This window comes from Variovorax sp. RCC_210 (genome assembly GCF_041355175.1).
In the GTDB taxonomy this organism is placed as follows: Bacteria; Pseudomonadota; Gammaproteobacteria; order Burkholderiales; family Burkholderiaceae_C; genus Variovorax.
In genome coordinates this window covers 199,670-225,437 of sequence record NZ_JBFUPJ010000002.1, presented here as the reverse complement: position 1 = coordinate 225,437, position 25,768 = coordinate 199,670, and the positions used below count along the sequence as shown (strand labels likewise).

At 70.6% G+C, this 25,768-nt stretch carries 22 protein-coding genes; 10 read left to right on the top strand and 12 right to left on the bottom strand.

What is annotated here, in order from left to right; all coding sequences use genetic code 11:
• Positions 1 to 116: 116 nt before the first annotated feature.
• Entirely contained in the window at positions 117 to 809 is a 693-nt protein-coding gene (locus AB6807_RS09035) for a glutathione S-transferase family protein (protein WP_371084303.1), read from the top strand.
• Positions 806 to 1,795 carry a pyridoxamine 5'-phosphate oxidase family protein gene (locus tag AB6807_RS09030; RefSeq protein ID WP_371084302.1) on the top strand — a complete coding sequence of 330 codons (990 nt, stop codon included), beginning with the start codon at positions 806 to 808 and terminating at the stop codon, positions 1,793 to 1,795. Before AB6807_RS09035 ends, AB6807_RS09030 begins: the two co-directional genes overlap by 4 nt.
• Here AB6807_RS09030 and AB6807_RS09025 read toward each other — a convergent pair.
• Positions 1,753 to 2,976 (bottom strand): cytochrome P450, encoded by a 1,224-nt coding sequence (locus AB6807_RS09025; RefSeq protein ID WP_371084301.1) that lies wholly within the window; start codon positions 2,974 to 2,976, stop codon positions 1,753 to 1,755. The genes AB6807_RS09030 and AB6807_RS09025 overlap by 43 nt on opposite strands.
• 82 nt (positions 2,977 to 3,058) lie before the next feature.
• On the opposite strand from AB6807_RS09025, the gene AB6807_RS09020 reads away from it, so the two are divergent.
• On the top strand, positions 3,059 to 3,787 hold the full coding sequence (locus tag AB6807_RS09020) for an ArsR/SmtB family transcription factor (RefSeq protein ID WP_371084300.1): 729 nt from the start codon (positions 3,059 to 3,061) through the stop codon (positions 3,785 to 3,787).
• Between the two features lie 43 nt (positions 3,788 to 3,830).
• Here the strand turns inward: AB6807_RS09020 and AB6807_RS09015 are convergent, their stop codons facing one another.
• From AB6807_RS09015 to AB6807_RS08985, 7 genes are all read right to left on the bottom strand, one after another.
• Positions 3,831 to 4,841: a Bug family tripartite tricarboxylate transporter substrate binding protein gene (locus AB6807_RS09015; protein ID WP_371084299.1), complete on the bottom strand. Its 1,011-nt coding sequence runs from the start codon at positions 4,839 to 4,841 to the stop codon at positions 3,831 to 3,833.
• A gap of 145 nt (positions 4,842 to 4,986) precedes the next feature.
• Positions 4,987 to 6,504, bottom strand: a complete 1,518-nt coding sequence (locus AB6807_RS09010; RefSeq protein WP_116910183.1) for an AMP nucleosidase — start codon at positions 6,502 to 6,504, stop codon at positions 4,987 to 4,989.
• Between the two features lie 91 nt (positions 6,505 to 6,595).
• Positions 6,596 to 7,144 carry a TIGR00725 family protein gene (locus AB6807_RS09005; RefSeq protein ID WP_371084298.1) on the bottom strand — a complete coding sequence of 183 codons (549 nt, stop codon included), beginning with the start codon at positions 7,142 to 7,144 and terminating at the stop codon, positions 6,596 to 6,598.
• Positions 7,095 to 7,916 (bottom strand): ABC transporter permease, encoded by an 822-nt coding sequence (locus tag AB6807_RS09000; RefSeq protein ID WP_371084297.1) that lies wholly within the window; start codon positions 7,914 to 7,916, stop codon positions 7,095 to 7,097. Before AB6807_RS09000 ends, AB6807_RS09005 begins: the two co-directional genes overlap by 50 nt.
• A gap of 19 nt (positions 7,917 to 7,935) precedes the next feature.
• Positions 7,936 to 9,015: an extracellular solute-binding protein gene (locus tag AB6807_RS08995; RefSeq protein ID WP_371084296.1), complete on the bottom strand. Its 1,080-nt coding sequence runs from the start codon at positions 9,013 to 9,015 to the stop codon at positions 7,936 to 7,938.
• A gap of 73 nt (positions 9,016 to 9,088) precedes the next feature.
• Positions 9,089 to 10,117, bottom strand: a complete 1,029-nt coding sequence (locus AB6807_RS08990) for an ABC transporter ATP-binding protein (protein ID WP_371084295.1) — start codon at positions 10,115 to 10,117, stop codon at positions 9,089 to 9,091.
• Positions 10,118 to 10,123: 6 nt separating this feature from the next.
• On the bottom strand, positions 10,124 to 10,909 hold the full coding sequence (locus tag AB6807_RS08985) for an ABC transporter permease (RefSeq protein WP_116910178.1): 786 nt from the start codon (positions 10,907 to 10,909) through the stop codon (positions 10,124 to 10,126).
• 208 nt (positions 10,910 to 11,117) lie between these two features.
• Between AB6807_RS08985 and AB6807_RS08980 the strand changes: the two genes are divergently transcribed.
• Both AB6807_RS08980 and AB6807_RS08975 read left to right on the top strand, forming a co-directional pair.
• Entirely contained in the window at positions 11,118 to 12,050 is a 933-nt protein-coding gene (locus AB6807_RS08980) for a LysR substrate-binding domain-containing protein (RefSeq protein ID WP_371084294.1), read from the top strand.
• A 32-nt stretch (positions 12,051 to 12,082) separates the two neighbouring features.
• Positions 12,083 to 12,997 carry a ketopantoate reductase family protein gene (locus tag AB6807_RS08975; RefSeq protein WP_371084293.1) on the top strand — a complete coding sequence of 305 codons (915 nt, stop codon included), beginning with the start codon at positions 12,083 to 12,085 and terminating at the stop codon, positions 12,995 to 12,997.
• A gap of 16 nt (positions 12,998 to 13,013) precedes the next feature.
• Here the strand turns inward: AB6807_RS08975 and gorA are convergent, their stop codons facing one another.
• Both gorA and AB6807_RS08965 read right to left on the bottom strand, forming a co-directional pair.
• A complete protein-coding gene (gene gorA, locus AB6807_RS08970; protein WP_371084292.1) occupies positions 13,014 to 14,381 on the bottom strand; it encodes a glutathione-disulfide reductase in 1,368 nt (455 codons plus the stop codon).
• A gap of 76 nt (positions 14,382 to 14,457) precedes the next feature.
• Positions 14,458 to 16,527, bottom strand: coding sequence for a DUF6600 domain-containing protein (locus AB6807_RS08965; RefSeq protein ID WP_371084291.1), 2,070 nt, complete (start codon positions 16,525 to 16,527; stop codon positions 14,458 to 14,460).
• A gap of 202 nt (positions 16,528 to 16,729) precedes the next feature.
• On the opposite strand from AB6807_RS08965, the gene AB6807_RS08960 reads away from it, so the two are divergent.
• From AB6807_RS08960 to AB6807_RS08940, 5 genes are all read left to right on the top strand, one after another.
• Positions 16,730 to 18,733: a PEP/pyruvate-binding domain-containing protein gene (locus AB6807_RS08960; protein ID WP_371084717.1), complete on the top strand. Its 2,004-nt coding sequence runs from the start codon at positions 16,730 to 16,732 to the stop codon at positions 18,731 to 18,733.
• A 36-nt stretch (positions 18,734 to 18,769) separates the two neighbouring features.
• Entirely contained in the window at positions 18,770 to 19,699 is a 930-nt protein-coding gene (locus AB6807_RS08955; protein WP_371084290.1) for a LysR substrate-binding domain-containing protein, read from the top strand.
• A gap of 85 nt (positions 19,700 to 19,784) precedes the next feature.
• Positions 19,785 to 21,017 (top strand): CaiB/BaiF CoA transferase family protein, encoded by a 1,233-nt coding sequence (locus tag AB6807_RS08950; RefSeq protein ID WP_371084289.1) that lies wholly within the window; start codon positions 19,785 to 19,787, stop codon positions 21,015 to 21,017.
• Between the two features lie 83 nt (positions 21,018 to 21,100).
• Complete coding sequence (locus AB6807_RS08945) at positions 21,101 to 22,042, top strand: hydroxymethylglutaryl-CoA lyase (protein WP_371084716.1); 942 nt, start codon at positions 21,101 to 21,103, stop codon at positions 22,040 to 22,042.
• Positions 22,043 to 22,106: 64 nt separating this feature from the next.
• Complete coding sequence (locus AB6807_RS08940; RefSeq protein ID WP_371084288.1) at positions 22,107 to 23,102, top strand: Bug family tripartite tricarboxylate transporter substrate binding protein; 996 nt, start codon at positions 22,107 to 22,109, stop codon at positions 23,100 to 23,102.
• Positions 23,103 to 23,142: 40 nt separating this feature from the next.
• On the opposite strand, the gene AB6807_RS08935 is transcribed toward AB6807_RS08940, so the two are convergent.
• Together AB6807_RS08935 and AB6807_RS08930 are read right to left on the bottom strand one after the other, a co-directional pair.
• Entirely contained in the window at positions 23,143 to 25,092 is a 1,950-nt protein-coding gene (locus AB6807_RS08935; RefSeq protein ID WP_371084287.1) for a TRAP transporter large permease subunit, read from the bottom strand.
• Positions 25,089 to 25,742 carry a TRAP transporter small permease subunit gene (locus AB6807_RS08930; RefSeq protein ID WP_371084286.1) on the bottom strand — a complete coding sequence of 218 codons (654 nt, stop codon included), beginning with the start codon at positions 25,740 to 25,742 and terminating at the stop codon, positions 25,089 to 25,091. Before AB6807_RS08930 ends, AB6807_RS08935 begins: the two co-directional genes overlap by 4 nt.
• Positions 25,743 to 25,768 lie beyond the last annotated feature (26 nt).

Below are 25,768 nucleotides of genomic sequence, written 5' to 3'. Positions count from 1 at the left end.
ACCGGAAAACGCAGCAGTCAAATACAGCAATGGCTATTCATTCGTTCGACGCAAGAGAGAACAATCGAGGCTTGCGAACCTCCACGCCTGCAACCTCCACGCCAGAAAGCCGCCGCATGAACGCCGATGTCACCCGCCCCCTGGAACAGGCCACTCAGCCCATCAAGCTCCACGGCTTCGCGCTGTCGGGCCACGTGCACCGCGTGAGCCTGTTCCTCGCCATGCTGGGCCTGCCCTTCGAACACATCGAGCTCGACCTGGGCGGCGGCGAAAACCGCACGCCCGCGTTTCTCGCGCTCAACCCCTTCGGCCAGGTGCCGGTGATCGAAGACGGCGAGCTGGTGCTGGCCGATTCCAACGCCATCCTGGTGTACCTGAACGAGCGCTACGCGAGCGACCCCGCGCGCTGGATGCCGCGCGACGCGGTGGGCGCGGCGCGCGTGCAGCGCTGGTTCTCGGTGGCCGCCGGTCCGCTGGCCAACGGCCCCGCGGCGGCCCGCATCCTGGCGCTGTTCGGCAAGGGCGGCGACGCCACCGAGATCGCCACGCGCGCGCATGCCTTGCTGTCGGTGATGGAGCAGCACCTGCAGTCGCAGCCCTTCCTCGCGGGCGAGCACGCCACGCTGGCCGACATCGCGAACTACGCGTACGTGGCGCATGCGCCCGAGGGCGGCGTGTCGCTGGAGGCCTATGCGCAGGTGCGGGGCTGGCTGGAACGGGTGGAGGCCTTGCCGGGCTTCGTGCCCATGGCTGGCACACCAGCGCGCACGCCGGCTGGTACACCGGCGCGGCCGGAGGCGGTCGCATGATCGCCGCGCCCTTCCATGCGGGCGAGCGCGCGCTGCAGACCCTCGCGGGTTCGCGCGAGCAGATGGAGGAATTCGGCTCGCGCATCATCCGCGACCGCATGCCCGAGCAGCACCGCGCGTTCTTCGCGCAGCTGCCGTTCCTGATGGTGGGCAGCCTCGACGCCGAGCTGCAGCCCTGGGCCAGCGCGCTGGCCGCGCCGGCCGGCTTCATGCAGTCGCCCGACGCCGCGCACCTGCATGTCGGCGCCTTGCCCGCGGCGGGCGATCCGCTGGCGGGCCAGCTGAAGCAGGGCGCGCTGCTGGGCCTGCTCGGCATCGAGCCGCACACGCGGCGGCGCAACCGCATGAACGGCACGGTCGAGTCGCTCGATGCAGGCGGGTTCATGGTCGCGGTGCAGCAGAGCTTCGGCAATTGCCCGCGCTACATCCAGGCGCGCGAGCCCGTGCTGGCCCCGGTGCGTGGCGGCGAGCCGCCGGTGCAGTGGCTCGACAAGCTCGACCTGGCCGCGCACCGCCTCATCGGCAGCGCCGACACGCTGTTCATCGCCACCGCGTATCCGAACGAAGTGGCGCAAGGCGACGAGGCCGACGCGAGTTCGCACGGCGTCGATGTGTCGCACCGCGGCGGCCGTCCCGGCTTCGTGCGCATCGACGGCGACGACACGCTCACCGTGCCCGACTTCAACGGCAACCGCTTCTTCAACACGCTGGGCAACCTGGCGGTGCACCCGCGCGCGGGGCTGCTCTTCATCGACTTCGACAGCGGCGACCTGCTGCACCTGGCGGTCACGGCCGAGATCGTATGGAACGGCCCCGAGGTCGAGGCCTTCGAGGGTGCGGAGCGGCTGATGCGCTTTCATGTGACGCACGCGCTGCGCCGCCCCGCGGCCTTGCCGCTGCGCTGGGGCGATGCCGCGCTGTCGCCGCACCTCGCGGGCACCGGTCAGTGGAACACCGGAATGCGCGCGTTGGCCGACGGCCGGTAGCCCCAGCCGCGCAGGCGCTGCGCTTCGAGGTCGGGCGCGCGTTGCAGCAAGGCTTCGAGCCCGGCCGCCGCCAGCGTGCAGGCCAGTGGCTGGCCGGGGCAGGCGTGCATGCCGTGGCCGAAGCCGAGCATGCGCCGCTGCGCGCGCACGAGCACGAAGCGGTCAGGGGTTGGGTTGAAGCCGGGGTCGCGGTTCGCCGAGGCCAGCAGCACCAGCACCGCATCGCCCGCGGCCAGCGTGGTGCCGGCGATGGCGACGGGCTCCACCGCGAAGCGTCGCGTGTTCTGCACCGAGGGGTCGTGCCGCGCGGTTTCTTCCACGATGGCCTGCAGCCCGTCGCGCGTGCGGGTCTGTGCATGCAGCGCGGGCTCGCGCATCAGCGCGACCAGGCTGTTGCCGAGCAAGCCCGCCGTGGCGTCGCAGGTCTGCGACAGCAGCCCGACGAGGTTCGCGAGCAGCGCGCGCGAAGGCGCCGCGCTTTCTGCCGGCACACCGGCCAACACACCCTCGAGCAACGAGCCGCGCCGCGGTGGCGCACCGGCAACCAGCGCCTCGAAGCGCGTCATCAGTTCGCCCGCCGCGGCGCTGGCCCCTTGCAACTGCGCCGCCGTGGACAGCGGCGACAGGCAGGAGACAAAGTCGCGCATCCACCGGTCGACCTGCGGCAACGCCTCGTCGGCAAGGCCCAGCAGGTGCGCCACCGCGCGCACCGGCATCGAGAACAGCGTGTCCGACAGCGGCTGCTCGCGCGGCACGCGCTGCGCCACCCGCAGCGCCGCTTCGCGCACCGCGTTCAGGTCGAGCCCGGCCAGCCCGCGCTGCAACGCGGGCCGGTGCGCCGCATGCGCTGCGCCGTCGTTCATGCGCACCAGGTGGCCGAACACCTCGCCGGCAGCGCTGCCCACGATGGCGCGCGGCACCGGCTCGGCGGCCGGCCGCACGCGCAGCGGGCCGTGCGCCTGCAGCACCTGTGCGACGACGTCGGCGCGGCTCGCGACCCACACGCGCAGGGCGTCGTGCCAGGCGAGCGGCGGGCCTTCGCGCAGGGCGGCGTAGTACGGGTAGGGGTCGGCGTGCGTGGCGGCGGCGACCGGGTCGATCGTGGTGTCGGGTGCATCGGGTGCATCGGGTGCATCGGGTGCATCGGATGCATCGGATGCATCGGGGGTGGCTTGTTTCATGGCCGCAGTGTGCGATCGGCGCCGCCGCCACACTTCGCCCGCGAGCGAAGTGTCGGATGCAGCGCCGTTTTACGATGCGCGCATGGACACCTCCACGTCACCCGATTCCTCCGCCGATTTCCAGCTCGCCCGCCTGGCCGGCGCCATCGCCGAGCCGGCGCGCGCCCGCATGCTGGGCTGCCTGATGGACGGCCACGCACGCACGGCCACCGAGCTCGCCACCGTGGCCGAGGTGGCCGCGTCCACCGCGAGCGCGCACCTGGCGCGGCTGAAGGACGAGCGGCTGGTCGAGCTGCTCGTGCAGGGCAAGCACCGCTACTTTCGCCTCGCCAGCGACGAGGTGGCGGCCGCGCTCGAAAGCCTGATGGTGCTGGCCGGCGCGCCACGAGTACCGAGCGGGCAGAGTGCACCTTCCACGGCCAGCTTCGTGCCCAGCACGCCCAGCCGCCTGCGCAGCGCGCGCACCTGCTACGACCACATGGCGGGCACCGCCGGCGTGGCGCTGCACGACCGGCTGCACGCGCAGGGCTGGCTCAGTGGCCTGCACAGCGGCTCGTACGAGCTCACGCCCGACGGCGCCATCGCGCTGGAAAGCCTGGGTGTCGAGGTCGATGCGGTGCGCCGGTCACGCCGCCGCTTCGCCTGCGCCTGCCTCGACTGGAGCGAGCGGCGCCCGCACCTGGGCGGCGCGCTGGGGGCGGCGTGGCTGCAGCTGTCGCTGCGCCGCGGCTGGGTGCGCCAGGAGCTCGACGGGCGGGCGCTGGTGCTCACGCCGAAGGCGCAGCGCGAAATGCCCGAGCTGTTCGCCTGAAGCAGAAAAAACGCGGGGTGCAGCAGGAGCGCCGCAGGAGAACTCAGGCCTTCAGCTTGAGCAGGTAGATCAGCGGGCCGGCCATGGCCGTGTCGAGTTCGAGGAAGCTCTCGAAGTCCTTGCCCGCCATCCAGTACGGGTCCCAGTTGTTGCGCTTGATGGTCTTGGCCCACAGCTCGTGGGTGGTGGCCTTGCGCACCGCGTCGAGCAGCACGGCCTTGCGGTACGGCGGCACCTTCTTGCCGGTCATCACGCCGCGCCAGTTGGCCAGGTCGGCGTCCACGCCCTGTTCGCGCACCGAGGTGATGCCCTGGAACGGATGCTTCGACGACACGCCGATGGCACGCAGCTTGCCGCTGGCCAGGCTCTCGCTGAATTCGCTGTAGCCCGAGATGCCGGCCACCGCCTTGCCCGAGTCCAGCGCCGCCACCACCTCCGCGCCGCCCGGGTGCGGCAGGTAGGACAGGGTGGACGACGCGCCCGCCACGCGCGCCAGCATGCCGGCGTACATGTGGTCCACGCCACCGGCCGAGCCGCCCGCGATGACGGTGTTGGCGGCATCGGCGCGCAGCTGCGCGATCAGGTCCTTGGGTGTCTTGATGGGGGAATCGGCCTTCACCGCCACCACCTCGTAGTCGCTGGTGAGCCGCGCGATCGGCGACACGCTCGCCATGGTCACCGCGGGCTTCTGCAGCGCCACCGCGCCCACCATGACCATGCCGCTGATGAGCAGGGTCTCGGGGTCGGCGTCGTATTTTTCCGCGTACTTGGCCAGGCCGATGGTGCCGCCCTTGCCGCCGATGTTCTCGTACACCACGCCGCCCACGGCGCCCGAGGCCACCAGCGCGGCGCCGAGCGCGCGGCCGGTCTGGTCCCAGCCGCCGCCTTCGTTGGCGGGAATCACGATGCGCAGCCTGCTGCTCTGCGGCGCATCCGCCGCGCGCGCCGCCCCGGGCCACAACGCGGCTTGCCCTGCGCCTGCTGCTGCGGCAGAAGCCGCGATCCATGCCGAGAAGCTGCGGCGCGAGAGAGGAGCGGAAGGCGACTGGGGCATCTTGTTTCCGGTTTTCTGTGGGGAAACCGGATGATGTCCGCGAAACGGTGCATTCATGCACGCCCGCGGGCAGGGACAAACCCTGATGGACGCGGGGGTTTTGCGGCGCGGCCCGCCTCTGCAAAAGGCGCCGCGCCGCTGCCGCTTACTGGAACGCCACCTCGGCAAAACTGCGCAACTTGCGGCTGTGCAAGCGGGTGGAGCCCTCTTCGCGCAAGATCTCGATGGCCCGCATGCCGATGCGCAGGTGCTGCTCCACGCGCTCGCGGTAGAAGTGGTTGGCCATGCCGGGCAGCTTGATCTCGCCGTGCAGCGGCTTGTCGCTCACGCACAGCAGAGTGCCGTAGGGCACGCGAAAGCGAAAGCCGTTGGCCGCGATGGTCGCGCTTTCCATGTCGAGCGCCACCGCGCGGCTCTGGCTGAAGCGGCGCTGCGGCTGGTTGCCCGGCAGCAGTTCCCAGTTGCGGTTGTCGGTGCTGGCTACGGTGCCGGTGCGCATGATCTTCTTCAGGTCGGGCCCCTCGTAGCGCGTGACGTCGGCCACCGCCTGCTCCAGCGCCAGCTGAATTTCCGACAGCGCCGGAATGGGCACCCACAGCGGCAGCTCTTCGTCCAGCACATGGTCCTCGCGCACGTAGGCGTGGGCCAGCACGTAGTCGCCCAGCTGCTGCGTGTTGCGCAGGCCGGCGCAGTGGCCCAGCATCATCCACGCGTGCGGGCGCAGCACGGCGATGTGGTCGGTGATGGTCTTGGCATTGGCCGGGCCCACGCCGATGTTGGTCATGGTGATGCCGCTGTAGTCCTCGCGCACCAGGTGGTACGCCGGCATCTGCGGCAGCCGCGGCGGCGCCGTGCCCTGGCTGCCGTCGAGCAGGTGGCCGAAGGTGTCGCTCTGCCCCGCCGCCAGCCCGCGCCGGCGCGTGATGACGTTGCCCGGCTCGATGAAGGCCACGTACTCGCTGTTTTCGTCGGCCATGGCCTCGTGGCCCAGGCGCACGAACTCGTCGATGTAGAACTGGTAGTTGGTGAACAGCACGAAGTTCTGGAACCACTCGGGCGCCGTGCCCGTGTAGTGGCGCAGGCGGTGCAGCGAATAGTCCACGCGCGCGGCCGTGAACAGCGACAGCGGCTGCGCCTCGCCGTCGCGCGCCTCGTAGGTGCCGTTGGCGATGCCGTCGTCCATCACGCCCAGGTCGGGCAGGTCGAACACGTCGCGCATGAGCGCGCGGCGCTCGTTGCTCATCGTGCCTTCGATGTGGTCGTTCTCGGCGAACGAGAAGTGGATGGGAATGGGCTGCGTGCTGGTGCCCACCTCGATCTCGACCTGGTGGTTTTCAAGCAGCAGGCGAAACTGGTCGAGGTAGTAGCGCGAGAACAGGTCGGGCCGCGTCAGCGTGGTCTCGTAGCGGCCCGGGCCGGCCACGAAGCCGTAGCTCAGGCCCGCGTTGGCCGGCGGCGTGTGGCGCGACACGGTGTGCGTGTGCACCCGCACGAACGGGTAGCAGGCCCGCACCCGGCCGGGCAGTGCCTCGCCGGCGACGAAGCGCAGCATCGACTCGCGCAGGTGGGCGATGCCGCCCTGGTAGATGGCCTTGACCTGGTCCAGCGCGGCGGCTGCGTCGGTGAAGCGGGCGGGAGCAACGAAGGTGGGCATGTAGGGCATGGCGGCATTGTGCAATGGCTGCCGCGTGGTTTGCCTTGTCGCCGGTCGCCTTGTTCACCCGCCCCGGACAACACGCGGAACAGGCAGCAACTCAGACCAGCAGGCAGCCCAGCACCTTCGCCAGCATGTCGTTCACGTCGGCGGCCTGCACGGCGCCGGGCAGCGCCACGTCGCCATGCATCACGAACACCGGCTTGCCCCACTTCAACCCCATCGCCATTTCAGACAGCGTGCCCATGTTGCCGCCGATGGCGATCAGGCACACGCCGCTGCGCGCGATGATGCCGTTGCGCATCTCGCCCATGCCCGTGGGGATGGCCACGCTGAGCCATTCGTTGGCGTTGCGGTCGTCGTCCTCGGGCAGGATGCCCACGGCGATGCCGCCGGCTTCCACCGCGCCGCGCGAGGCCGCGGCCATCACGCCGCCGCGCCCGCCGCACACCACCGCCATGCCCGCGCCGGCCAGGGCATGCGCCACCGCGTACGCGGCCTCGCACTCGGCCGGCCCGCCGTCGCCCGGGCCCAGCATGGCCACCGGTTGCCGGTGGCGCGTGGGGCCCCACTGCCTGCGCGCCAGGCGCGTCAGCGCCTCAGTGACCGGCGCCGACAGCACCGCGCTCGCGCCTTCTGGTAAAGACATCGCCCACTCCCATCACGATCACACACACCACCATCAGCACCAGCGACAAGGCCGCCGCCACCGCGAAGTCCGATCCCCCGTCGCCCACCTGCGCCAGCAGCATCAGCGGCAGGATGTTCAGCTGCGTGCCCACCAGCGCCAGCGCCGTGCCGTAGGTGCCCATCGCAATCGCGGCCACCATGCAGGCGTTCGACAGCACCGAGGGCATCACCTCGGGCACCACCGTGTCCCAGAACGCGCGCGCTTTCGACGCACCCAGCGTGCGCGCCGCCTGCGCCGGGCGCAGGTCGAGGTTGGCGAACACCGGGTACAGCGACAGCGCCACGCGCGGAATCAGGTAGTAGGCATAGGCGAAGCCCAGGCCCGATACGCTGTAGATCCAGCTGCCGATCACCGCCGGGTCGGCCCCCAGCCCCGCGAGCAGCTGCGTCACGAAGCCCGCGCGGCCGAAGGCCAGGATGAAGCCGTAGGCAATCACCAGCCCCGAGAAGGCCAGCGGCAGGCCCAGCAAGGTCATCATCCATTGGCGCCGGCCTTCGGGCTGGCGCGCCAGCTCGAAGGCGATGCAGGTGCCCACCAGCGCCGATATCGCGCCCGCCGCCAGGCCCAGGCCCAGCGTGTTGCGCAGCGCGCCGAAGAACAGCGGGTTGCCGAACAGCCGCACGAAGGCGCTGCCGCCCTCGCCGAAGGCCTCGGGCAGCAGCGCCGCGAGCGGCACCGCGAAGAACAGCGCCATGAAGGCCCATGCGGGCCAGGCGCCAAAGCGTCGCATCACGGCGGATTCTTCTTTCCTACTTGCCCAGGGCGGCCTGCGCCCAGAGCTTGTCGACCTCGGCCTTGCGCTGCGACGCCTTCACCACGTCGAGCGGGCGAATCTGCGGCGCGGCCGGCATCTTGGCCGCGATGTCGGCGCTCAGCGGCGTGCCCGGCACGGCCGGCCGCACGAAGCCCTGCGCGAACAGCGCCTGGCCGGCCTCGCTCATCACGAAGTTCAGCCACAGCTTGCCGGCGTTGGGGTTCGGGCCGTTCTTCACCAGGCTGATGGCGTAGGGCGCGGCCACGCTGGCTTCTTTGGGAATTACCACCTCCACCGCGTCGCCCATGCCGTCGACGTGCTTGGCCTTGAGGCCGTCGTTCTCGTAGCTGATCCACACCGGGATCTCGCCCTTCAGGAACTTGGCGTAGGGCGTGGTGCCCTCCACGCGCAGCACGTTGCCGGCCGAGTGCAGCTTGCCCAGGTAGTCGGTGCCGGGCTGCACGTTGTCCACGCTGCCGCCGTTGGCGTAGGCCGCGGCGAAGGTCAGCACCTGGCCGATGCCGGTGGAGCGCGGGTCGAGGTACACCACCGTGCTCTTGAACTCGGGCTTGAGCAGGTCGGCCCAGCCGGTGGGCACGTTCTTCACCAGCTTCTTATTCACCAGGAAGGCGATGTTCAGCGTGTGGATGGTGAACCAGCGGCCCTCGGCCTCGCGGAACACCGCCGGCAGCTTGTCGAAGTTGGTGGGCTGGAAGGGCGCGACCACGTCCTTCTTCGCGGCATCGACACCCGAGGCCGCGAAGTAGTAGGCGGTGTCGGCCTGCGGGCGGCGTTTGGTCTTCTCGAGCGCGACCACGGTGGCGGCGGAGCCGATGTCGTTGTAGGTCAGCTCGATCTCGGGGTAGCGCTTCTTGAAGGCGGCGAACAGCGACTTCCAGTTGGCCCATTCGGGGCCGGTGTCGAAGGAGACGCACAGGCCTTCCTTCTGCGCTTCTGCATACAGCGCCTTCTCGCCCGCGTAGAGCTCGGGGCCGTCGAAGGCGAAGGCGGTGCGGGCCGAGATGGCGGCCAGCGACAGTGCGCCGGCGGCCTGGATCAGATGTCTGCGTTGCATGGTGGCTCCTTGGAGGAAGAGAGTCGAAAAGGGTCGAGAGAGAGTCGGAAGGGAGTCGAAAGAGAGCGAGAGATCAGTTGTCGAGCAGCCGGAGGTGTTCGGGCGCGATCGCGATGGCCTGCGCGGCCGGCCGTGCCGACTCGGCGAGAAAGGGCCTGGCGGCGCCGGGCACCTCGAAGTCGTAGCGCGTGAGCGCGCCCAGGTAGCGCTGCGCGCCGGTGCGCCCCGCCAGCAGGTTCACGCTGCCGGGCGCCGGGTCGGGCTGTATGTGTTCGGGGCGCACCAGCACGTGCACCGCCGCGCCGAAGGCACGCGCGCCCGTGGGCGCGGCCAGCTCGGCAAAGCCCAGGTCGATGCGGTCGGCGCCGCTCACCTTCGCGCCCAGGATGGTCGAGAGCCCGACGAACTCCGCCACCGCGCGGCTCGCGGGGTGTTCGTAGATGTCGCGCGGCGTTGCGATCTGCAGCAGCCGGCCGTCCTTCAGCATGGCCACGCGGTCGGCCATGACCAGCGCTTCTTCCTGGTCGTGCGTGACCAGCAGCGTGGTGGCGTTGAAGCGCTGCTGGATGGCGCGGATCTGGTCGCGCAGGTGGCCGCGCACGCTGGCGTCGAGGGCGGAAAGCGGCTCGTCGAGCAGCAGCGCGCGCGGGTCGATGGCCAGGGCGCGCGCCAGCGCCACGCGCTGCTGCTGCCCGCCCGAGAGCTGCGCGACGGCGCGCTGCGCGAAGTCGCCCAGGCCCACGATGTCGAGCAGCTCCTGCGCGCGCTGGCGCCGCTCGGCCGTGCCCACCTTGCGCAGCTTGAGCCCGTAGGCCACGTTGTCGAGCACGCTCAGGTGCGGAAAGAGCGCGTAGCTCTGGAACACCATGCCGATGTGGCGCTGGTGCACCGGCGTGCGCGACATGTCGTCGCCGCCGAGCGCAATGCGCCCGGCATGGCCCGTTTCCAGGCCGGCCACCAGCTTCAGCAGCGTCGACTTGCCCGAGCCGCTGGGCCCGATCACCGCGACCAGCTCACCCGTGCGCACGTCGAGCGACACGTCGTGCAGGCCGTGCGTGCTGCCGGGGTAGTTGTAGCTGACGTTGTCGAGAAGAAGGCTCATGGCAGGTTACGCGCGTTGCTTCACCAGGGAGGAAGAAAGAAGCGCCGACGCGCTCGCCAGCACCAGGAGGATGACCGTGGCCGCGCAGGCGAAGCCCGTCGCGCCGTAGAAGGCCTGCAGCAGCACCACCGGGTAGGTGCGGTTCTGGAAGCTCGTGAGCAGGTTCGACACGCCGAACTCCCCCACCGAAATGGCCGCCACCATCACCAGCCCGCTCACCAGGCTCTGGCGCAGGCTGGGCAGCACGATGCCGCTGAACTGCTGCCAGCCCGAGGCGCCCAGCGTGGCGGCCGCCTGCTCGAGCCGGCCCAGGTCGAGGTGGCGCAGGTCGGTCAGCAGCGTGTTGGTGAGGTAGGGCAGCGTGAGGATGGCGTGCGCGGCGATCAGCAGCGGCATCGAGCCCAGCCAGGGCGCCAGGTCGGTGTTGAAGACGATCATGTAGCCGAAGGCCATGGTGATGGGAGGCACCGCCACCGGCGTGGCGCTCACGATGCGCGCCGCCAGGCTGCCGCCGCGGCGCGCCCCGTGGTACAGCGCATAGGCCAGCGGCAGCGCCAGCACCGTGTTGATGGCGCAGGCCGCCAGCGCCACCACCAGGCTGTTGACGAAGGCCTTGCGAAACGAAGTGTCGAGCCACAGGTCGACGTACCACTGCCCCGTGACGCCCGTGGGCAGCAGCGTGTTGGTCCAGTTGCCGCCCAGGCTGCCGATCATCAGCAGCACGATGGGCAGCAGCAGGTACAGGCCGTAGATGAGCGAGATGCCGCGAACCAAGGTTGTCTCCAGTGTCATCGGCGCCCGGCATACTTTCCGGATGCGCTACTGTCTGCGCAGGTCGTGCCGCAGCGATGCCCCGAATTCTAGGAAGCGCATGCGCACTCATGGGTGAAAGTTGGATGACGACACTTGAGCAGTTGGAAAGCGTTTTTCACGCAGCTTTCACATATGCGGGCCAGGGCCCAGGCCGCAGCCCAGGCTTGGGCGAGCGCGGGGCGGCGCCATGAAGCGCGACTGCCCCACCATCCAGGAGCTGCTGGCCTTCGACGCCGTGGCGCGGCACCAGAGCATCACGCTGGCGGCCGGCGCGCTGTGCATCACGGTGAGCGCGGTCAGCAAGCAGATCGCCGGGCTCGAGGCCTTCCTGGGCCGCGAGCTGCTGCAGAAGAACGGCCGCGGCGTGCAGCTCACGCCGCAGGGGCGCGTGTACTGGCAGAAGATTTCGGGCGGCCTGCGCGCCATCGAGACCGCGACCTTCGAGGCCCGCTCGGGCGATGCCGGCGCCGGCCTGCTCACGCTGGCGAGCGTGCCCACCTTTCTCACCAAATGGCTCATTCCGCGGCTGCCCGCCTTCAGCCAGAAGAGCCGCCACGTGATGCTGAGCTTCAGCCGCCACCTGGAGCCCAGCGACGGCATTCCCGCGGGCGTGGACGCGGCCATCCGCTACGGGCCCGACGGCTGGCCGGGCGTGGTGTCGGAGTACATCGCGGGGCGCGAGTTCGTGCTGATCGTGGCGCGCTCGCTGGTCGAGGGGCGCCACCGCATCGCGCAGCCCGCCGACATCCTGGGCCACACGCTGCTGCACCACGAGGGCGCGCCCACCGCCTGGCGCCAGTGGGCCGCGCAGCACGGCGTGCCCGAGGTGCAGACCGTGGCCGGCCCGCGCTTCGCGCAGTACTCGGCGCTGATCCAGGCCGCGCTCAACGGGCTGGGCATCGGCCTGGTGCCCCGGCTGCTGGTGCAGGAAGAAATGGCCGAGGGCTCGCTCCTGAGCCCCTGCGGCACGCCGGTGAGCGTCAACCAGGGCCACTACCTGTGCTATCGGCCCGACCGCCTCGACCTGCCGGCCTTCGCGGCGTTTCGCGAATGGCTGCTGGACGAAGGCGTGGCCTCGCGCGGCGCGGAGGCGGGGGCTGGCGCGGAGACCGAGGCATGATTTCCACAGTCGAACAACCAGGGATCGAAGCGATGAAAGTTGCAGTGATGGGCGCCGGCGCGGTCGGCTGCTACTACGGCGCCATGCTGGCGCGCGCGGGCCACGAGGTGGTGCTGGTCGGACGGCCTTCGCACGTGGCCGCCGTGGAGGCGCACGGCCTGCGGCTGCAAACCAGCGCCTTCGACGCGCACGTGCCGCTGGCCGCCAGCACCGAGGCGAGCGCGGTGCAGGGCGCCGACCTGGTGCTGTTCTGCGTGAAGTCGACCGACACCGAGGCCGCCGCCGCGCAGATCGCGCCGCACCTGGCGCCCGATGCGCTGGTGCTCACGCTGCAGAACGGGGTGGACAACGACGCGCGCGTGCGCTCCGTGCTCGCGTCGAACGACGTGGCCGCCGCGGTCGTCTACGTGGCGACCGAGATGGCCGGGCCCGGCCACGTGAAGCACCACGGGCGCGGCGAATTGGTGATCGCGCCCTCGCGCCGCAGCGAAGAGATGGCGCGCCATTTGGAAGCCGCGGGCGTGCCCACGCACATTTCCGCCAACGTGCGCGGCGCGCTGTGGGCCAAGCTGATCCTCAACTGCGCGTACAACGCGCTCTCGGCCATCACGCAACTGCCCTACGGCGTGCTGGTGCAGGGCGCGGGCGTGACGGATGTGCTGCGCGACGTGGTGGCCGAATGCCTGGCCGTGGCCAAGGCCGAAAGCGTCGATGTGGCCGGCGACACCGAAGCCGCCGTGCGCGGCATCGCGCAGACCATGCCCACGCAGTACTCGTCGACCGCGCAAGACCTGGCGCGCGGCAAGCTCAGCGAAATCGACCACCTCAACGGGCTGGTCGTGCGGCGCGGCGAGGCGCTGGGCGTGCCCACGCCCGCGAACCGCGTGCTGTTGGTGCTGGTGAAGCTGCTCGAGAACAAGCAGCAGGCAACGAAGGTCGAGAAGTAGCGAAGGTAGCGAAGGCCTAGCCCGGCATCGGTTCGCGCATCGTCACGAACTCTTCGGCGGCGGTCGGGTGGATGCCGATGGTGCTGTCGAACAGCGCCTTGGTCGCGCCCGCGCGCATCGCCACCGCAAAGCCCTGCACCACCTCGCCCGCGTCCGCGCCCACCATGTGCAGGCCGACCACGCGGTCGCTCTTCTTGTCCACCACCAGCTTCATGAAGGTGCGCTCGGTGCTGCCCGAGAGCGTGTGGCGCAGCGACTTGAACTCGCTGGAGAACACGGTGATCTCGCCGAACTGCGCGCGCGCGTCGATCTCGCTGTAGCCACAGGTGCCGATGTTCGGGTGCGTGAACACGGCGGTGGGAATGAACTCGTAGTCCATGCGGCGCTTGCCCTTGCCGAACAGCGCGTCGACCACCACCATCGCCTCGGCCAGCGCCACCGGCGTGAGCTGCACGCGCGTGGACACGTCGCCCACCGCGTAGATCGACGGCACCGAGGTGCGGTAGTGCGCATCGACCGCGATGGCGCCCTTGTCGTCCAGCTTCACGCCCGCGGCCTCCAGGCCCAGGCCCTGCGTGTTGGGCACGCGGCCGGTGGCGAAGAGCACCGTGTCGGCCTCCACCTGCTGGCCGCGCGCCAGCGTGACGGTGAGCGCGTGCTTGCCGTGCGGGTTGCGCGCGACCGACGCGGCCTCGCTGTTGAGCCGGATGTCGACACCGGCCTTGCCCATCTCGCCCGCGACGAACTGCCGCACGTCGTCGTCGAAGCCCGTAAGCAGGTGCGCGCGGCGGTGCAGCTGCGTCACCTGCGAGCCCAGGCCGTTGAAGATCGATGCGAACTCGCAGGCGATGTAGCCGCCGCCCACCACCAGCAGGCGCCGGGGGAAGGGGTCGAGGTCGAACATGGCGTCCGAGGTCACGATGTGCTCGCGCCCCGGAATGTCGGGCACGTAGGGCGTGCCGCCGGTGGCCACCAGCAGGTGCTCGGCGGTGTGGCGCTTGCCGTCGACTTCCACCGTGTGGGCGTCGACCAGTTGCGCCCAGCCCGTGCCCAGCACGACACCCGAGTTCTTCAGCAGCGAGGCGTAGATGCCGTTGAGCCGCGTGATCTCCCTGGCGCGCTGCGACTTGAGGTGGGCCCAGTCGAAGTGCGGTTCCTTGTGCAGCTTCCAGCCGAAGCCCGCGGCCTCCTCGAACGATTCGGCGTAGCCGGCCGCGTAGCTGTAGAGCTTCTTCGGGATGCAGCCCACGTTGACACAGGTGCCGCCCAGGTCGGCGGCCTCGGCCAGGCCGACGCGCGCGCCGGTTTGCGCCGCCATGCGCGCGGCGCGAACGCCCCCGCTGCCGCCGCCGATGACGAAGAGATCGAAGTCGAATGTGCGCATGAAAGGCTCCTTGGCCGCCGACTGTAGCGGCGGGCCGAAGGCAGCGCTTCAGTCGGGGCTTGCCGCCGGCGCGCGTTCAGCGCGAATCGGGCGAGGTCAGCAGCCGGCGCCGTTCGTCGGCGGCGCTTTGGCCCTGCGGCTGGGGTCCCGGCGGCTGCGGCTGGATGCCGCGCTGCTGCTGGAGCGCGCGCAGCTGGGCCTCTTGCGCCTGGCGCATCGCGTTCTGCTGGGCCTGCTGCTGCGCCTGCACCTGTTGTTGCACCTGCTGCTGCATCTGCGCGGCGCGCAACTGCTGTTGCTGCGCCAGCGCCTGCTGCTGCTGTTGCGCGAGCGCCTGCTGCTGGACCGCGCGTTGCTGCTGCAGCTGCATCTGTTGCATCTGCTGTTGCTGGAGCAGTTGTTGCTGCTGCTGGGCTTGCGCCTGCGCGGCGCGCTGTTGCATCTCGTGCTGCATTTGCTGCTGTTGGCGCTGGGCCTGTTGCTGCTGGAGCTGCAGCTGCTGTTGTTGCTGCTGTTGCTGTTGCCAGCGGTCCGGCTCGCCGCGCTGGCGCCAGTCCTGGCGCTGCTGTTGTTGCTGCCAGTCTTGCTGTTGGCGCGCGTCCTGCTGCTGGCGCCAGCCCTGCTGGCGTTGCCATTCCATCTGTTGCTGCTGCTGTTGCTGGGCCGCCTGGGCGGCTTGCGCGGCGCGCTGCTGCTGCGCCCACTGCTGCTGTTGGCCCTGCTGGAATTGCTGGGCCTGTTGCGCTTGCTGCGCCTGCTGTGCATGCTGGAACTGGATCTGCTGCTGCCGCGCGATCAGCGCCGCGGGCGGCACCACCGCGGCGGGCCGGCCGAAGCCGCCGCCGAAGCCGTTGGTCGAGACGCCGGGCACGGCCACCACCGGTCCGCGCGCGAAGCGGTCGTCGCGCAGCCGCACCAGGTCGCGCCGGCCGAAGGCGCCGCGGCCGAAGCGCTCGGCGGGCAGCACGCTCATGGCGCCGGGCAGCTGCTGGTTGGCATAGAAGTCGTTGCGCTGCACGCCCTGGCGGCCTTGCAGCGCGGCGCGGTTCACCTGCGCCACGTAGCGCTCGCTCGCGCGGTAGCCGGGGCGCCACTGCTCGCCGGGGGCCAGCGGGAACCAGCCGACGCCGTTGCGGCCGTTGCCGATCTGCACGCCCGCATTGCCGTTGCCGCCACCGCCTACGAAGCCCACCAGCGCCGGCGAATACACCGGCCGCTCGCTGGTGCGCCCCGGCACCCAGCCCCAGCGCGGACCCACGCGGGCCCAGCGGCCGTAGTGCGAGGGCGCGAAGCCCCACGGCGCGGCGTCTACCCAGGTCAGGCCCCAGGGCGCGACGTTCACCCACTGGCCGTCGCGGTAGGGTGCCCAGTCGGCATCGACGTTGCGCGGGAACCAGACGTCGCCGTAGCTGGCGTCGTTCTGCCAGTCGCCGTAGGCGTCGAGCTGCTGGTAGCCCACCACTTCGCGCGACACGTAGCGCGCGGACACCGACTGGTCTTCCAGCCGGTTGCGCTCGGCCACCCAGTTGTCGAAGGCGCCGCTGCGCGAGGGCGCGCCGGCCACCGTTTCCAGGTTGCGGCCCGACACCGTGAGCTGCTGGCGCGCGCCCAGCGACTGCTGCTCGCCGTTCTCGCCGTACAGCGTCACGCGGCCCGAGGCCACGGCCACCCAGGTGGTGCCGGCGGCGGGGTCGGAGGCGATGCGGTACTCGCCCGGCGCGTCGATCACCACGGCGAGGTTGCCGGTGTCGACCTCCACGCGCTGGCCGGCCAGGTCGTCGCGCACGCGCAGTTGCAGGTTGCCCTGGTTGGAGGTGATGCGCGCGGTGTCGTCGTCGATCTCGGTGAACTCCACGTGCGTCTGGCCGTCCAGCCGCAGGGCGGCCGAGCCGATGTACAGCTCGGCGCGCGCGTTGCGGTCGGTCCAGAGCCGGTCGCCGGTGGTGATGGGGCGGTTGGGCTGGGCGTCGTACCAGCTGTCGTCGCCGGCCGGCGCGAAGCTCACGGTGCCCTGCTGCAGGTTCAGGCGCGCGATGCGGCCCGGCGGGTCTTGCTGGGCGCTGGCGGCCAGGCCCACGCACAGCAGCGCCAGGCCGATCAGCCATCGGCGGGGGGTGGAAAGCACGGAAAGGTCGGTCGGGTTCATGGGTGTGGTTTCTCTGATCCGCTGGGCGAACGCGTCGGGTTGGCTTGATTTGTAACGCGCGAGAATCCGCTTCCGCTGTCAGCGCCTGCCCAGGGATTGGTGAAGCGCGCGTGCATTCGGCAACCGACTGTAAGGAGGGACTCCAATGAAAAACCAACAAGGCACACGCCCGATGCGGCGCGAGCGCTCCCGGAGCAAGACCATGGCCGCGCCGTTGCTGGCCTGGCTGCCGTGCATGGCGGCGGTGGCACTGCTCGCCGCGCACCCCGCCGACGCCCAGCTTGCGCGCAAGCCCTCTTATTACCAGCAGCAGAACCAGCCACCCGAAAGCCCCGCCGCCCAGCTGGCGCCGCGCCCCTCGGTGCCGTCGTCGCTGCCCGCGCTGCGCAGCCAGGGCGACTTCGACCAGCTCGCGCGCGTGTACGACGCCGGCACGCCGATGCAGCTGGCGCACCTGCTGTTCGCCATCGACCGCCAGGCGAAGCCGCCGCGCATGCACTACATCGACACGCCGCGCTACCAGCTGCACGTGCGCTTCCTGCGCGACACGCGGCTGGTGGCCAGCACCGCCAAGCGCGACATCGACCGCAACTACCTGGTGCCCGAGCGCCGCTTCCTGTTCGGCACGCTGAGCTGGCAGCAGAACATCGGCAGCTTCACCTACGAGTTCTGGGAGGGCGACCGGCTCACGCCCGCGCTGCTGCGCCAGGCCGACGCGCAAGTGAAGGCCAGCTTCTTCGCGCCGGTGAAGTTCAAGACCAATTCCACGCTGCACGAGCGCGTGGCGCAGGAGACCGGCATCGACTTCGTGAGCCAGGAGGCGCTGATCCGCGAGCAGCCTTACCTGCCCATGAACCTGGGCACCGCCACCGGCCGGGTGCGCATCGTGGAGGACGAGGGCGCCATCAACGCGCTGCTGCCCGACGACATCGCCGTGCTGCGCCAGGTGCCCATCGGCCTGCCGCCGGTGGCGGGCGTGCTGACCGAGCGGCCGTCGACCGCGCTGTCGCATGTCAACCTGCTGGCCAAGGGCTGGGGCATTCCGAACGCCTACGTGCGCGACGCGGCCACGGTGCTGAAGGAACACGCCGGCCAGTGGGTGGCGCTGAAGGTGGCGGCCTCGGGCTACCAGGTGCGCCGGCTCACGCCCGAAGAGGTTTCGGCCCTGCCGCCGCGCGCCGCGCGCGTGGCGGCCACCGGCGCGGTGCCCGGCGGCGCGCGCGCCCTGCAGCCCGACCTGCGCGAAGCGCGCCTGCTGCCGCTGGCCGCGCTGCGCGCGCGCAACAGCGCGCAATGCGGCGTGAAGGCCGCCAACCTCGGCGCGATGCAGGCCGCGCGCATTCCGGGCACGTCGGTGCCCGACGGCTTCTGCATTCCGTTCGCGCACTACGACCGCTTCATGCGCGCCAACGGCCTGGCCGCGCGCATCGCGCGCATGCAGCAGCAACCCGGTTTCGCCAGCGACCCGAAGGCGCGGCAAAGGGCGCTGGCGCAGCTGCGCGACGAGATCGTGCAGTGGCCCGTCGACCCCGCCACCGCCGCCGCATGGCGCGCGGCGTGGCAGTCGCGGCTGGGCGGCGGCGGCGTGTTCGTGCGCAGCTCGTCCAACTCCGAAGACCTGCCCGGCTTCAGCGGCGCCGGCCTGTACACCACGGTGCCCAACGTGAAGACCGGCGACGCGCTCGAGGCGGCGGTGAAGAAGGTGTGGGCCTCGGTGTTCAACCCCGAGGCCTGGGAGGCGCGCGGCGCCGCGGGCTTCGGGGCCGAGTCGGTGCTGATGGGCGTGTTCGTGCAGACCGCCATCGACGCGACCAACGCCGGCGTGATGATCACGCGCGACCCCTTCGACGCGGGCCACGCGCATGTGACCTACATCTCGGCCAAGCGCGGCATCGGCATTCGCGTGGTCGAGGGCCAGCGCGTGGCGGAGCAGGTGATGTACTCGAGCTGGTCGAAGGCCGTGCAGGTGCTCAGCCGCTCGGCCGAGGACACGGCGCTGCAGCTCGACAAGGACGGCGGCGTGAAAGAGGTGCCGGTGGAGGCCGGGCGCAAGGTGCTCACCGACGAGCTGGTGGTGCGCCTGGCCGCGGTGGGCGCGGCGGTGAAGCGCACCTTCAACGCGGTGGACCAGGACATCGAGTGGGCGACGGTGGGCGAGCGCATCGTGCTGTTGCAGGCAAGGCCGTACGTTGAACGGCGGCGTTGAAACTTCTTTGCCCGCATGCCTTCACGGAGCCCGACCATGAACCTGCACCGCCTCGACCTCGTCTCGCTGTCGCTCTTCCACCTCGTGGTGCGCACCGGCAGCATCAGCAAGGGCGCGGAGCTCGCGCACCTGGCGGTGGGCGCGGCCAGCAAGCGCATTTCCGACCTGGAGGCGGCGGTGGGCACCGAGCTGTTCGAGCGCCATTCGCGCGGCGTGACGCTCACCGTGGCGGGCCATGCGCTGCACCGCCATGCGCAGCGCATCCTGAACGATGTCGACCAGCTTGCCGCGGACCTGTCCGACTACGCCTCGGGCGTGCTGGGCGTGGTGCGGCTGTGGGTGAACACCTCGGCGGTCACGCAATTCCTGCCGCGCGAGCTCGCGAGCTTCGTGGCCGCCAACCCCGGCATCCGCATCGAGCTGGAGGAGCAGAACAGCAGCGAGATCGTGCTCGCCGTGCTCGACGGCCGGGCCGACGTGGGCATCTTCGCCGACCGCACGCCCTCGCTGGGCCTGCACCTCGTCAACTACCGCACCGACCAGCTGGCGCTGGTGGTGCCGCGCGGCCATGCGCTGGCGCGGCGGCGCAGCGTGCGCTTCGAGGAGGCGACCGAGTTCGACTTCGTGAGCCTCGCGGCCGGCACCTCGCTCGCGCAGCGCCTGCAGACAGCCACCGAGGCGCTGGGGCGAAGGCTGCGGCTGCGCATCCAGGTGCGCAGCTTCGACGCCATGTGCCAGATGGTGGCCGCGGGCATGGGCGTGGCCGTGCTGCCGCGCGAGGCGATCCAGCCGCACCTGCGCTCGATGAACCTGCGCGAGATCGCGCTGGAAGACGCCTGGGCCGAACGCCGCCTGCTGATCGGCCTGCGCGACGCCAACGCGGTGCCGCGCCACGTGCGCACGCTGATCGACCACCTCTGCACGGACCCTACGGACGCCAGGGACGACACCAACGTCACGGGTTAACCCTGGCGCGCTTTCGCGATCCGCGAAAGCTGGGTGCGCGGCTTTGTCGTTCCGCTCGAGGGGGGCGCTGACCAGAATCGGGCCCATGAATCTTCCCCGCGTTCCCGATGTTCCCGACCTTTCCTTGAGCCCCGGCGCACTGCAGGGCCTGCGCGTCATCGAGATGGGCCAGCTCATCGCCGGCCCCTTCGCCGGCAAGACGCTCGGCGAGTTCGGCGCCGACGTCGTCAAGATCGAGGCGCCCGGCGCCGGCGACCCGCTGCGCAACTGGCGCCTGCTGCAGGACGGCACCTCGGTGTGGTGGCAGGTGCAGTCGCGCAACAAGCGCTCGCTGGCGCTCGACCTGCGCAGCGCCGAGGGCCAGGGCATCGCGCGCCGGCTCATTGCCGAGGCCGACGTGCTCATCGAGAACTTCCGCCCCGGCACGCTCGAAGGCTGGGGCATGGGCTACGAGGTGCTGAGCGAGCTGAACCCCGGCCTGGTGATGCTGCGCATCTCGGGCTACGGCCAGAGCGGCCCGTACCGCGACCTGCCGGGCTTCGGCGCCATCGGCGAGGCGATGGGCGGGCTGCGCCACCTCACCGGCGAGCCGGGCCGGGTGCCGGTGCGCTGCGGCATTTCGATCGGCGACACGCTGGCCGCGCTGCACGGCACCATCGGCGTGCTCACCGCGCTGTACCACCGCAAGGTCAACGGCGGCAAGGGACAGGTGATCGACGTGGCGCTGAACGAGGCGGTGTTCAACGTCATGGAAAGCCTGGTGCCCGAGTACAGCGCGTTCGGCGCGGTGCGCGAGGCCGCGGGCAGCGCGCTGCCGGGCATCGCGCCGTCGAACGCCTACCGCTGCGCCGACGGCTACGTGCTGGTGGCGGGCAACGGCGACAGCATCTTCCGCCGGCTGATGCAGACCATCGGCCGCGACGACCTGGGCGCCGACCCGGCGCTGGCGAACAACGCGGGCCGCGTGGCGCGCGTGGCCGAGCTCGACGCGGCCATCGAGGCCTGGACGCTGCCGCGCCCCGTGGCCGGGGTGCTCGAGGTGCTGGGCGCGGCGCGCGTGCCCGCGGGCAAGGTCTACACCGCGAAGGACATCGCCGAAGACCCGCACTACCGCGCGCGCGACATGCTGCTGCGCCAGCGCACGCGCGACGGCCACGACATCGAGGTGCCCGGCGTGGTGCCCAAGCTCATGGGCACGCCCGGCACGGTGCGCTCTTCGGCGCCGGGGCTCGGCGACGACACCGACGCGGTGCTGGCCGGGCTCGGTTTCACATCGGAAGACATCGCCGCGCTGCGCGGCAGGAAGGTGGTGGCATGAACAGCACGGGTTTGAACGAGTCGGTATTGAACGAGCCGGTCTCTGACGAGTCGGCCTGGAACGGCAACGCACGGCGCGTGCAGATGTGCGAGGTCGGCCTGCGCGACGGCCTGCAGGTGGAGGCCGCCTTCGTGCCCACCGCCGAGAAGATCGCGCTGTGCAACGCGCTGTCGCGCGCGGGCATGGCGAAGATCGAGGTCACGGCCTTCGTGTCGCCGCAGGCGATTCCCGCGCTGCGCGACGCCGAGGTGGTGCTGCGCGAGATCGAGCGCGTGCCCGGCGTGGCCTACACCGCGCTGGTGCCCAACGTACGCGGCGCGGAGCGCGCCATCGACGCGCGCGCCGACGAGATGAATCTGGTCATGTCGGCCAGCGAGAGCCACAACCTGGCCAACCTGCGCATGCTGCGCGAGCAGTCGTTCCGCGCGCTGGCCGAGGTGGCGGCGCTGGCGCGGCAGGCGGGCGTGGCGGTGAACGTGTCGCTGTCGTGCAGCTTCGGCTGCCCCATCGAGGGCGAGGTGCCCGAGGCCGAAGTGCTCCGCTGGTGCGCGCGCTTCGTGGACGAACTGGGCGCGGGCGGCGTCACGCTGTGCGACACCACCGGCATGGCGTACCCGGGGCAGGTGCAGGCGCTGGTGCGCGCCTTCGTGCAGCGCTGGCCCGGCACCGGGCTCACGCTGCACTTTCACAACACGCGCGGCATGGGGCTGGCGAACGTGCTGGCGGGCATCGACGCCGGCGCGCGCCGCTTCGACGCATCCATCGGCGGCATCGGCGGCTGCCCCTACGCGCCGGGCGCCACCGGCAATGTGTGCAGCGAGGAGATCGTGCACGCGCTCGAGCTCATGGGCTACGACACCGGCGTCGACCTGGCCCGCGTGATCGACGCCGCGCGGCGGCTGCCGGCGCTCATCGGCCATGACATTCCGAGCCAGATCGTGAAGGCCGGCCGCCGGCTCGACCTGCATGCGCCGCCGGCTGATTTCGCGGCCACGCGCGAGCGCGCGCTGGCGCGCGCAGGCTGATCCGCGCCCACGGTTGCGCACCCCCATTCGCGATTCGATTTCAAGAACCAACGGAGACATTTCAATGACCCCCTCGAACCATTTCTTCCTCACGCGCCGGCAGCTCGGTGCACTGGCCGCCGCCGCGCTGCTGGCCGGCACCGGCACCGCCGGCGCGCAGACCTATCCGTCGAAGCCCGTCACGCTGATGGTGCCCACCGCCGCCGGCGGCACCACCGACATCGCCGGTCGCATGCTGGCCGACCCGCTGGGCAAGGCGCTGGGCCAGCCGGTGATCGTGGACAACCGCGGCGGCGCCAGCGGCGTGATCGCCGCGGTGGCGGTGAAGCGCGCCGAGGCCGACGGCCACACGCTGCTGATGCAGTACTCGGGCTACCACGTCATCTCGCCCCACGTCACCAGGCAGAAGGCGCAGTGGGTGCCCGAGGACTTCCGCGCCGTGGCCAACGTGCTGAGCGCGCCGCAGGTGGTGGTGGTGCGCGAGGGCCTGCCGGTGAAGAACATGGCCGAGCTCATCGCCTACGCCAAGGCCCACCCGGGCAAGCTGACCTATGCGTCGTCGGGCCCCGGCTCGCTGCAGCACGTGACGGGCGCCATGCTCGAGCAGCAGGCCGGCATCCAGCTCACGCACATTCCGTACAAGGGCACCGGCCCGGCGCTGCAGGACCTGCTGGGCGCGCAGGTGGACATGACCTTCGGCACGCCGCCGCCCTTCATGCCGTTCATCCAGTCGGGCAAGCTGCGCGCGGTGGCCGTCACCGGCAAGACGCGCGTGGCTTCGCTGCCCACCGTGCCCACGGCGGCGGAAGCCGGTCTGCCCAACCTGGACGCGACCTCGTGGTTCGCCGTGTTCGCGCCGGCGAAGACGCCGCAGCCCGTCATCGACAAGCTCACGGCCGAGATCGCCAAGGTGGTGGCGACGCCGGCCTTCCAGCAGAAGGCCTCCGAGCTCGGCGCCACCGCCGACTACATGAGCCCGCAGAAGCTGGCCGACTACAGCAAGGCCGAGTACCTGCGCTGGGGCAAGGTGGTGGAGGCGGCGAAAATCGAAGGCGAATAAGTCTCCTCGCCCGCCGCGTGTTGCCTGCGCCCGGCTGTTGCTACTTGTAGAGCAGCTGCGGCAGCCACAGCCCGATCTGCGGCCACATGTACAGCAGCACGATCGCCAGCACCTGGATGCCCATGAACGGCAGCATGCCCAGGAAGATCTGGTTCAGCGTCACGTGCGGCGGGCTCACCCCCTTCAGGTAGAACGCGGCCATGGCCACCGGCGGCGAGAGGAAAGCCGTCTGCAGGTTCAGCGCCACCAGTAGGCCGAAGAACAGCGGGTCGACGCCGAAGTTGTCGAGCAGCGGAATGAAGATGGGCATGAAGATCACGATGATCTCGGTCCACTCCAGCGGCCAGCCCAGCAAAAAGATGATGACCTGGCTCAGGACCAGGAACTCCACCTTCGTGAGGTTCATGCCCAGCACCCACTCCTCCACCAGCGCTTGCCCGCCCAGCAGCGCGAACGCGGCCGAGAAGATGGCCGAGCCCACGAACAGCCAGCACACCATGGCCGAGGTCTTGGCCGTGAGGAACACCGACTCCTTGAGCACCGCGAGGTTGAGCCGCCGGTAGGCCGCCGCCAGCAGCATGCCGCCGAGCGCGCCCATGGCGGCCGCCTCGGTCGGCGTGGCCAGGCCCAGCACGATGGAGCCCAGCACCGCGAAGATCAGCAGCATCAGCGGAAAGAACGAGGCGAGCAGCAGCTTGAAGATTTCCAGCCGCGCGAAGCTCAGGAACAGGTAGAACAACGTGACCAGCGCGCCGAAGACCGCGAAGGCGACCCACCACCAGGTGGGGGCGGGGCGCTGCGTTGCGGCTTCGGTGGGCGATTCCGCGGCGGTACTTTGCGCCGCGCCGGGTGGCTCGGCCAATGGCGTAGGCGATGTTGGAGATGTCGGAGATGCTGCGGACGGCGATGCCGTCTCGCCTTCCACGGGCGGCTCCTGCAGCCCGCCCTCCTGCGGCGGCTCTTGCAGCCCGCCTTCGCTCGGTGGCTCCTGCAGGCCGCCCTCGGTGGGCGCGCTGCGCACGGCGCCGATCTCCTCGATGTCGTAGCGCGCCTGCGCCTCCACCGTGGTCACGGCCTTGTAGCTGAAGCACGCCAGCAGCACGAACACCACGCCTGGCAGCGCGACGATGCCGAGCTGCCGGAGCACGTGCGACATCGGCACGCCCGCGTTGCGCCGCCCCTTCAGCAGCCCCACCAGCGCATGCGCCGCGGGGCTGTCGGCCAGGCGCTGCGACAGCGGCGGCAGCGGCACCACGCGCTCGGCCTGCGACAGCGGCGGCGCCCATTGCGGCTTGAGCCAGGCGACGACGATCACGTACAGCACGTAGAGCGACGACAGCATCAGCCCCGGAAAGAAGGCCCCCGCGTACAGCTGCACCACCGACACGCCCGCCGTGGCGCCGTACACGATGAGCAGCACCGACGGCGGCAGCAAGATGCCCAGGCAGCCGCCCGCGGTGATGGCGCCCGCGGCCAGCGGCACGCTGTAGCCGCCGCGCAGCATGGCCGGCAGCGCCAGCAGGCCCATCAGCGTGACCACCGCGCCCACGATGCCGGTGGCCGTGGCGAAGATGGTGCAGGTCACCAGCGTGGCCACCGCCAGCGCGCCGGGCAGCCGCGCCAGCGCCAGGTGCAGGCTCTTGAAGAGCGACTCGATCAGGTTCGCGCGCTCCACCAGGTAGCCCATGAACACGAACAGCGGCACCGCGATGAGCACGTCGTTGGCCATGGTCTTGAAGGCCGACTGCACCATCAGGTCGAGCGTGCGGTGCCAGTCGCGCTCGTAGGCCAGGAAGGTGAACACCATGCCCATGCCCATCAGCGTGAACGCCGTGGGAAAGCCCAGCATGATGGCCACCACCACCAGCGAGAGCATCAACAGGCCCAGGTGGCCGTTGGTGATGGTGTCGGCGCTGGCCAGCACCGAGCCCGCGCCGACGACGATCAGCGCCATGAACGACAGGCCGAACCAGAGTTCGCGGCGGATCATCGCGCGGCTCCTTTCAGCGCGGGGGAGGGCGCGTGGGCTGCGGACTGCGCCACGACCACGCGGTCGAGCGCGGCGATGTCCGCGTCCTTCACGTGCACCATCTGCTTGAGCTTCTCGACGTCGACCTCTTCCACGTCCTGCTCGCGCGAGGGCCACGCGCCGCTGCGGATGCACAGCACGCAGCGCACGATTTCCACGATGCCCTGCAGCAGCAGCGTGAAGCCCGCCAGCGGAATGACGAACTTGAACGGGTACAGCGGCAGCGGCTCGGCCGAGAAGGTCTGCTCGCGAATGGCCATCGACTCGCCCGCGTACACCCAGCCGGCCCAGGTGAGCGCCACGATGCCCGGCAGGAAGAACACGATGTACAGCACCAGGTCCACCAGCGCCTGCGTGCGCTGGCGGAAGAAGCCGTAGAGCACGTCCCCGCGCACGTGGCCGTTCTTGGACAGCGTGTACGCGCCGGCGGTCATGAACATGGCGCCGTACAGCATGATCTGCGCGTCGAGCACCCAGGCATGCGGCTTGTTCAGCACGTAGCGCGAGAAAACCTCCCAGCTGATCAGCAGCGTGAGCAGCAGCACGCACCAGGCGAAGGTCTTGCCGATCCAGGTGGAAAACCGGTCGACCGCGAGCAGAAAGGATTGCATCGGAACGAACTCCTCGCCGCGAGCCC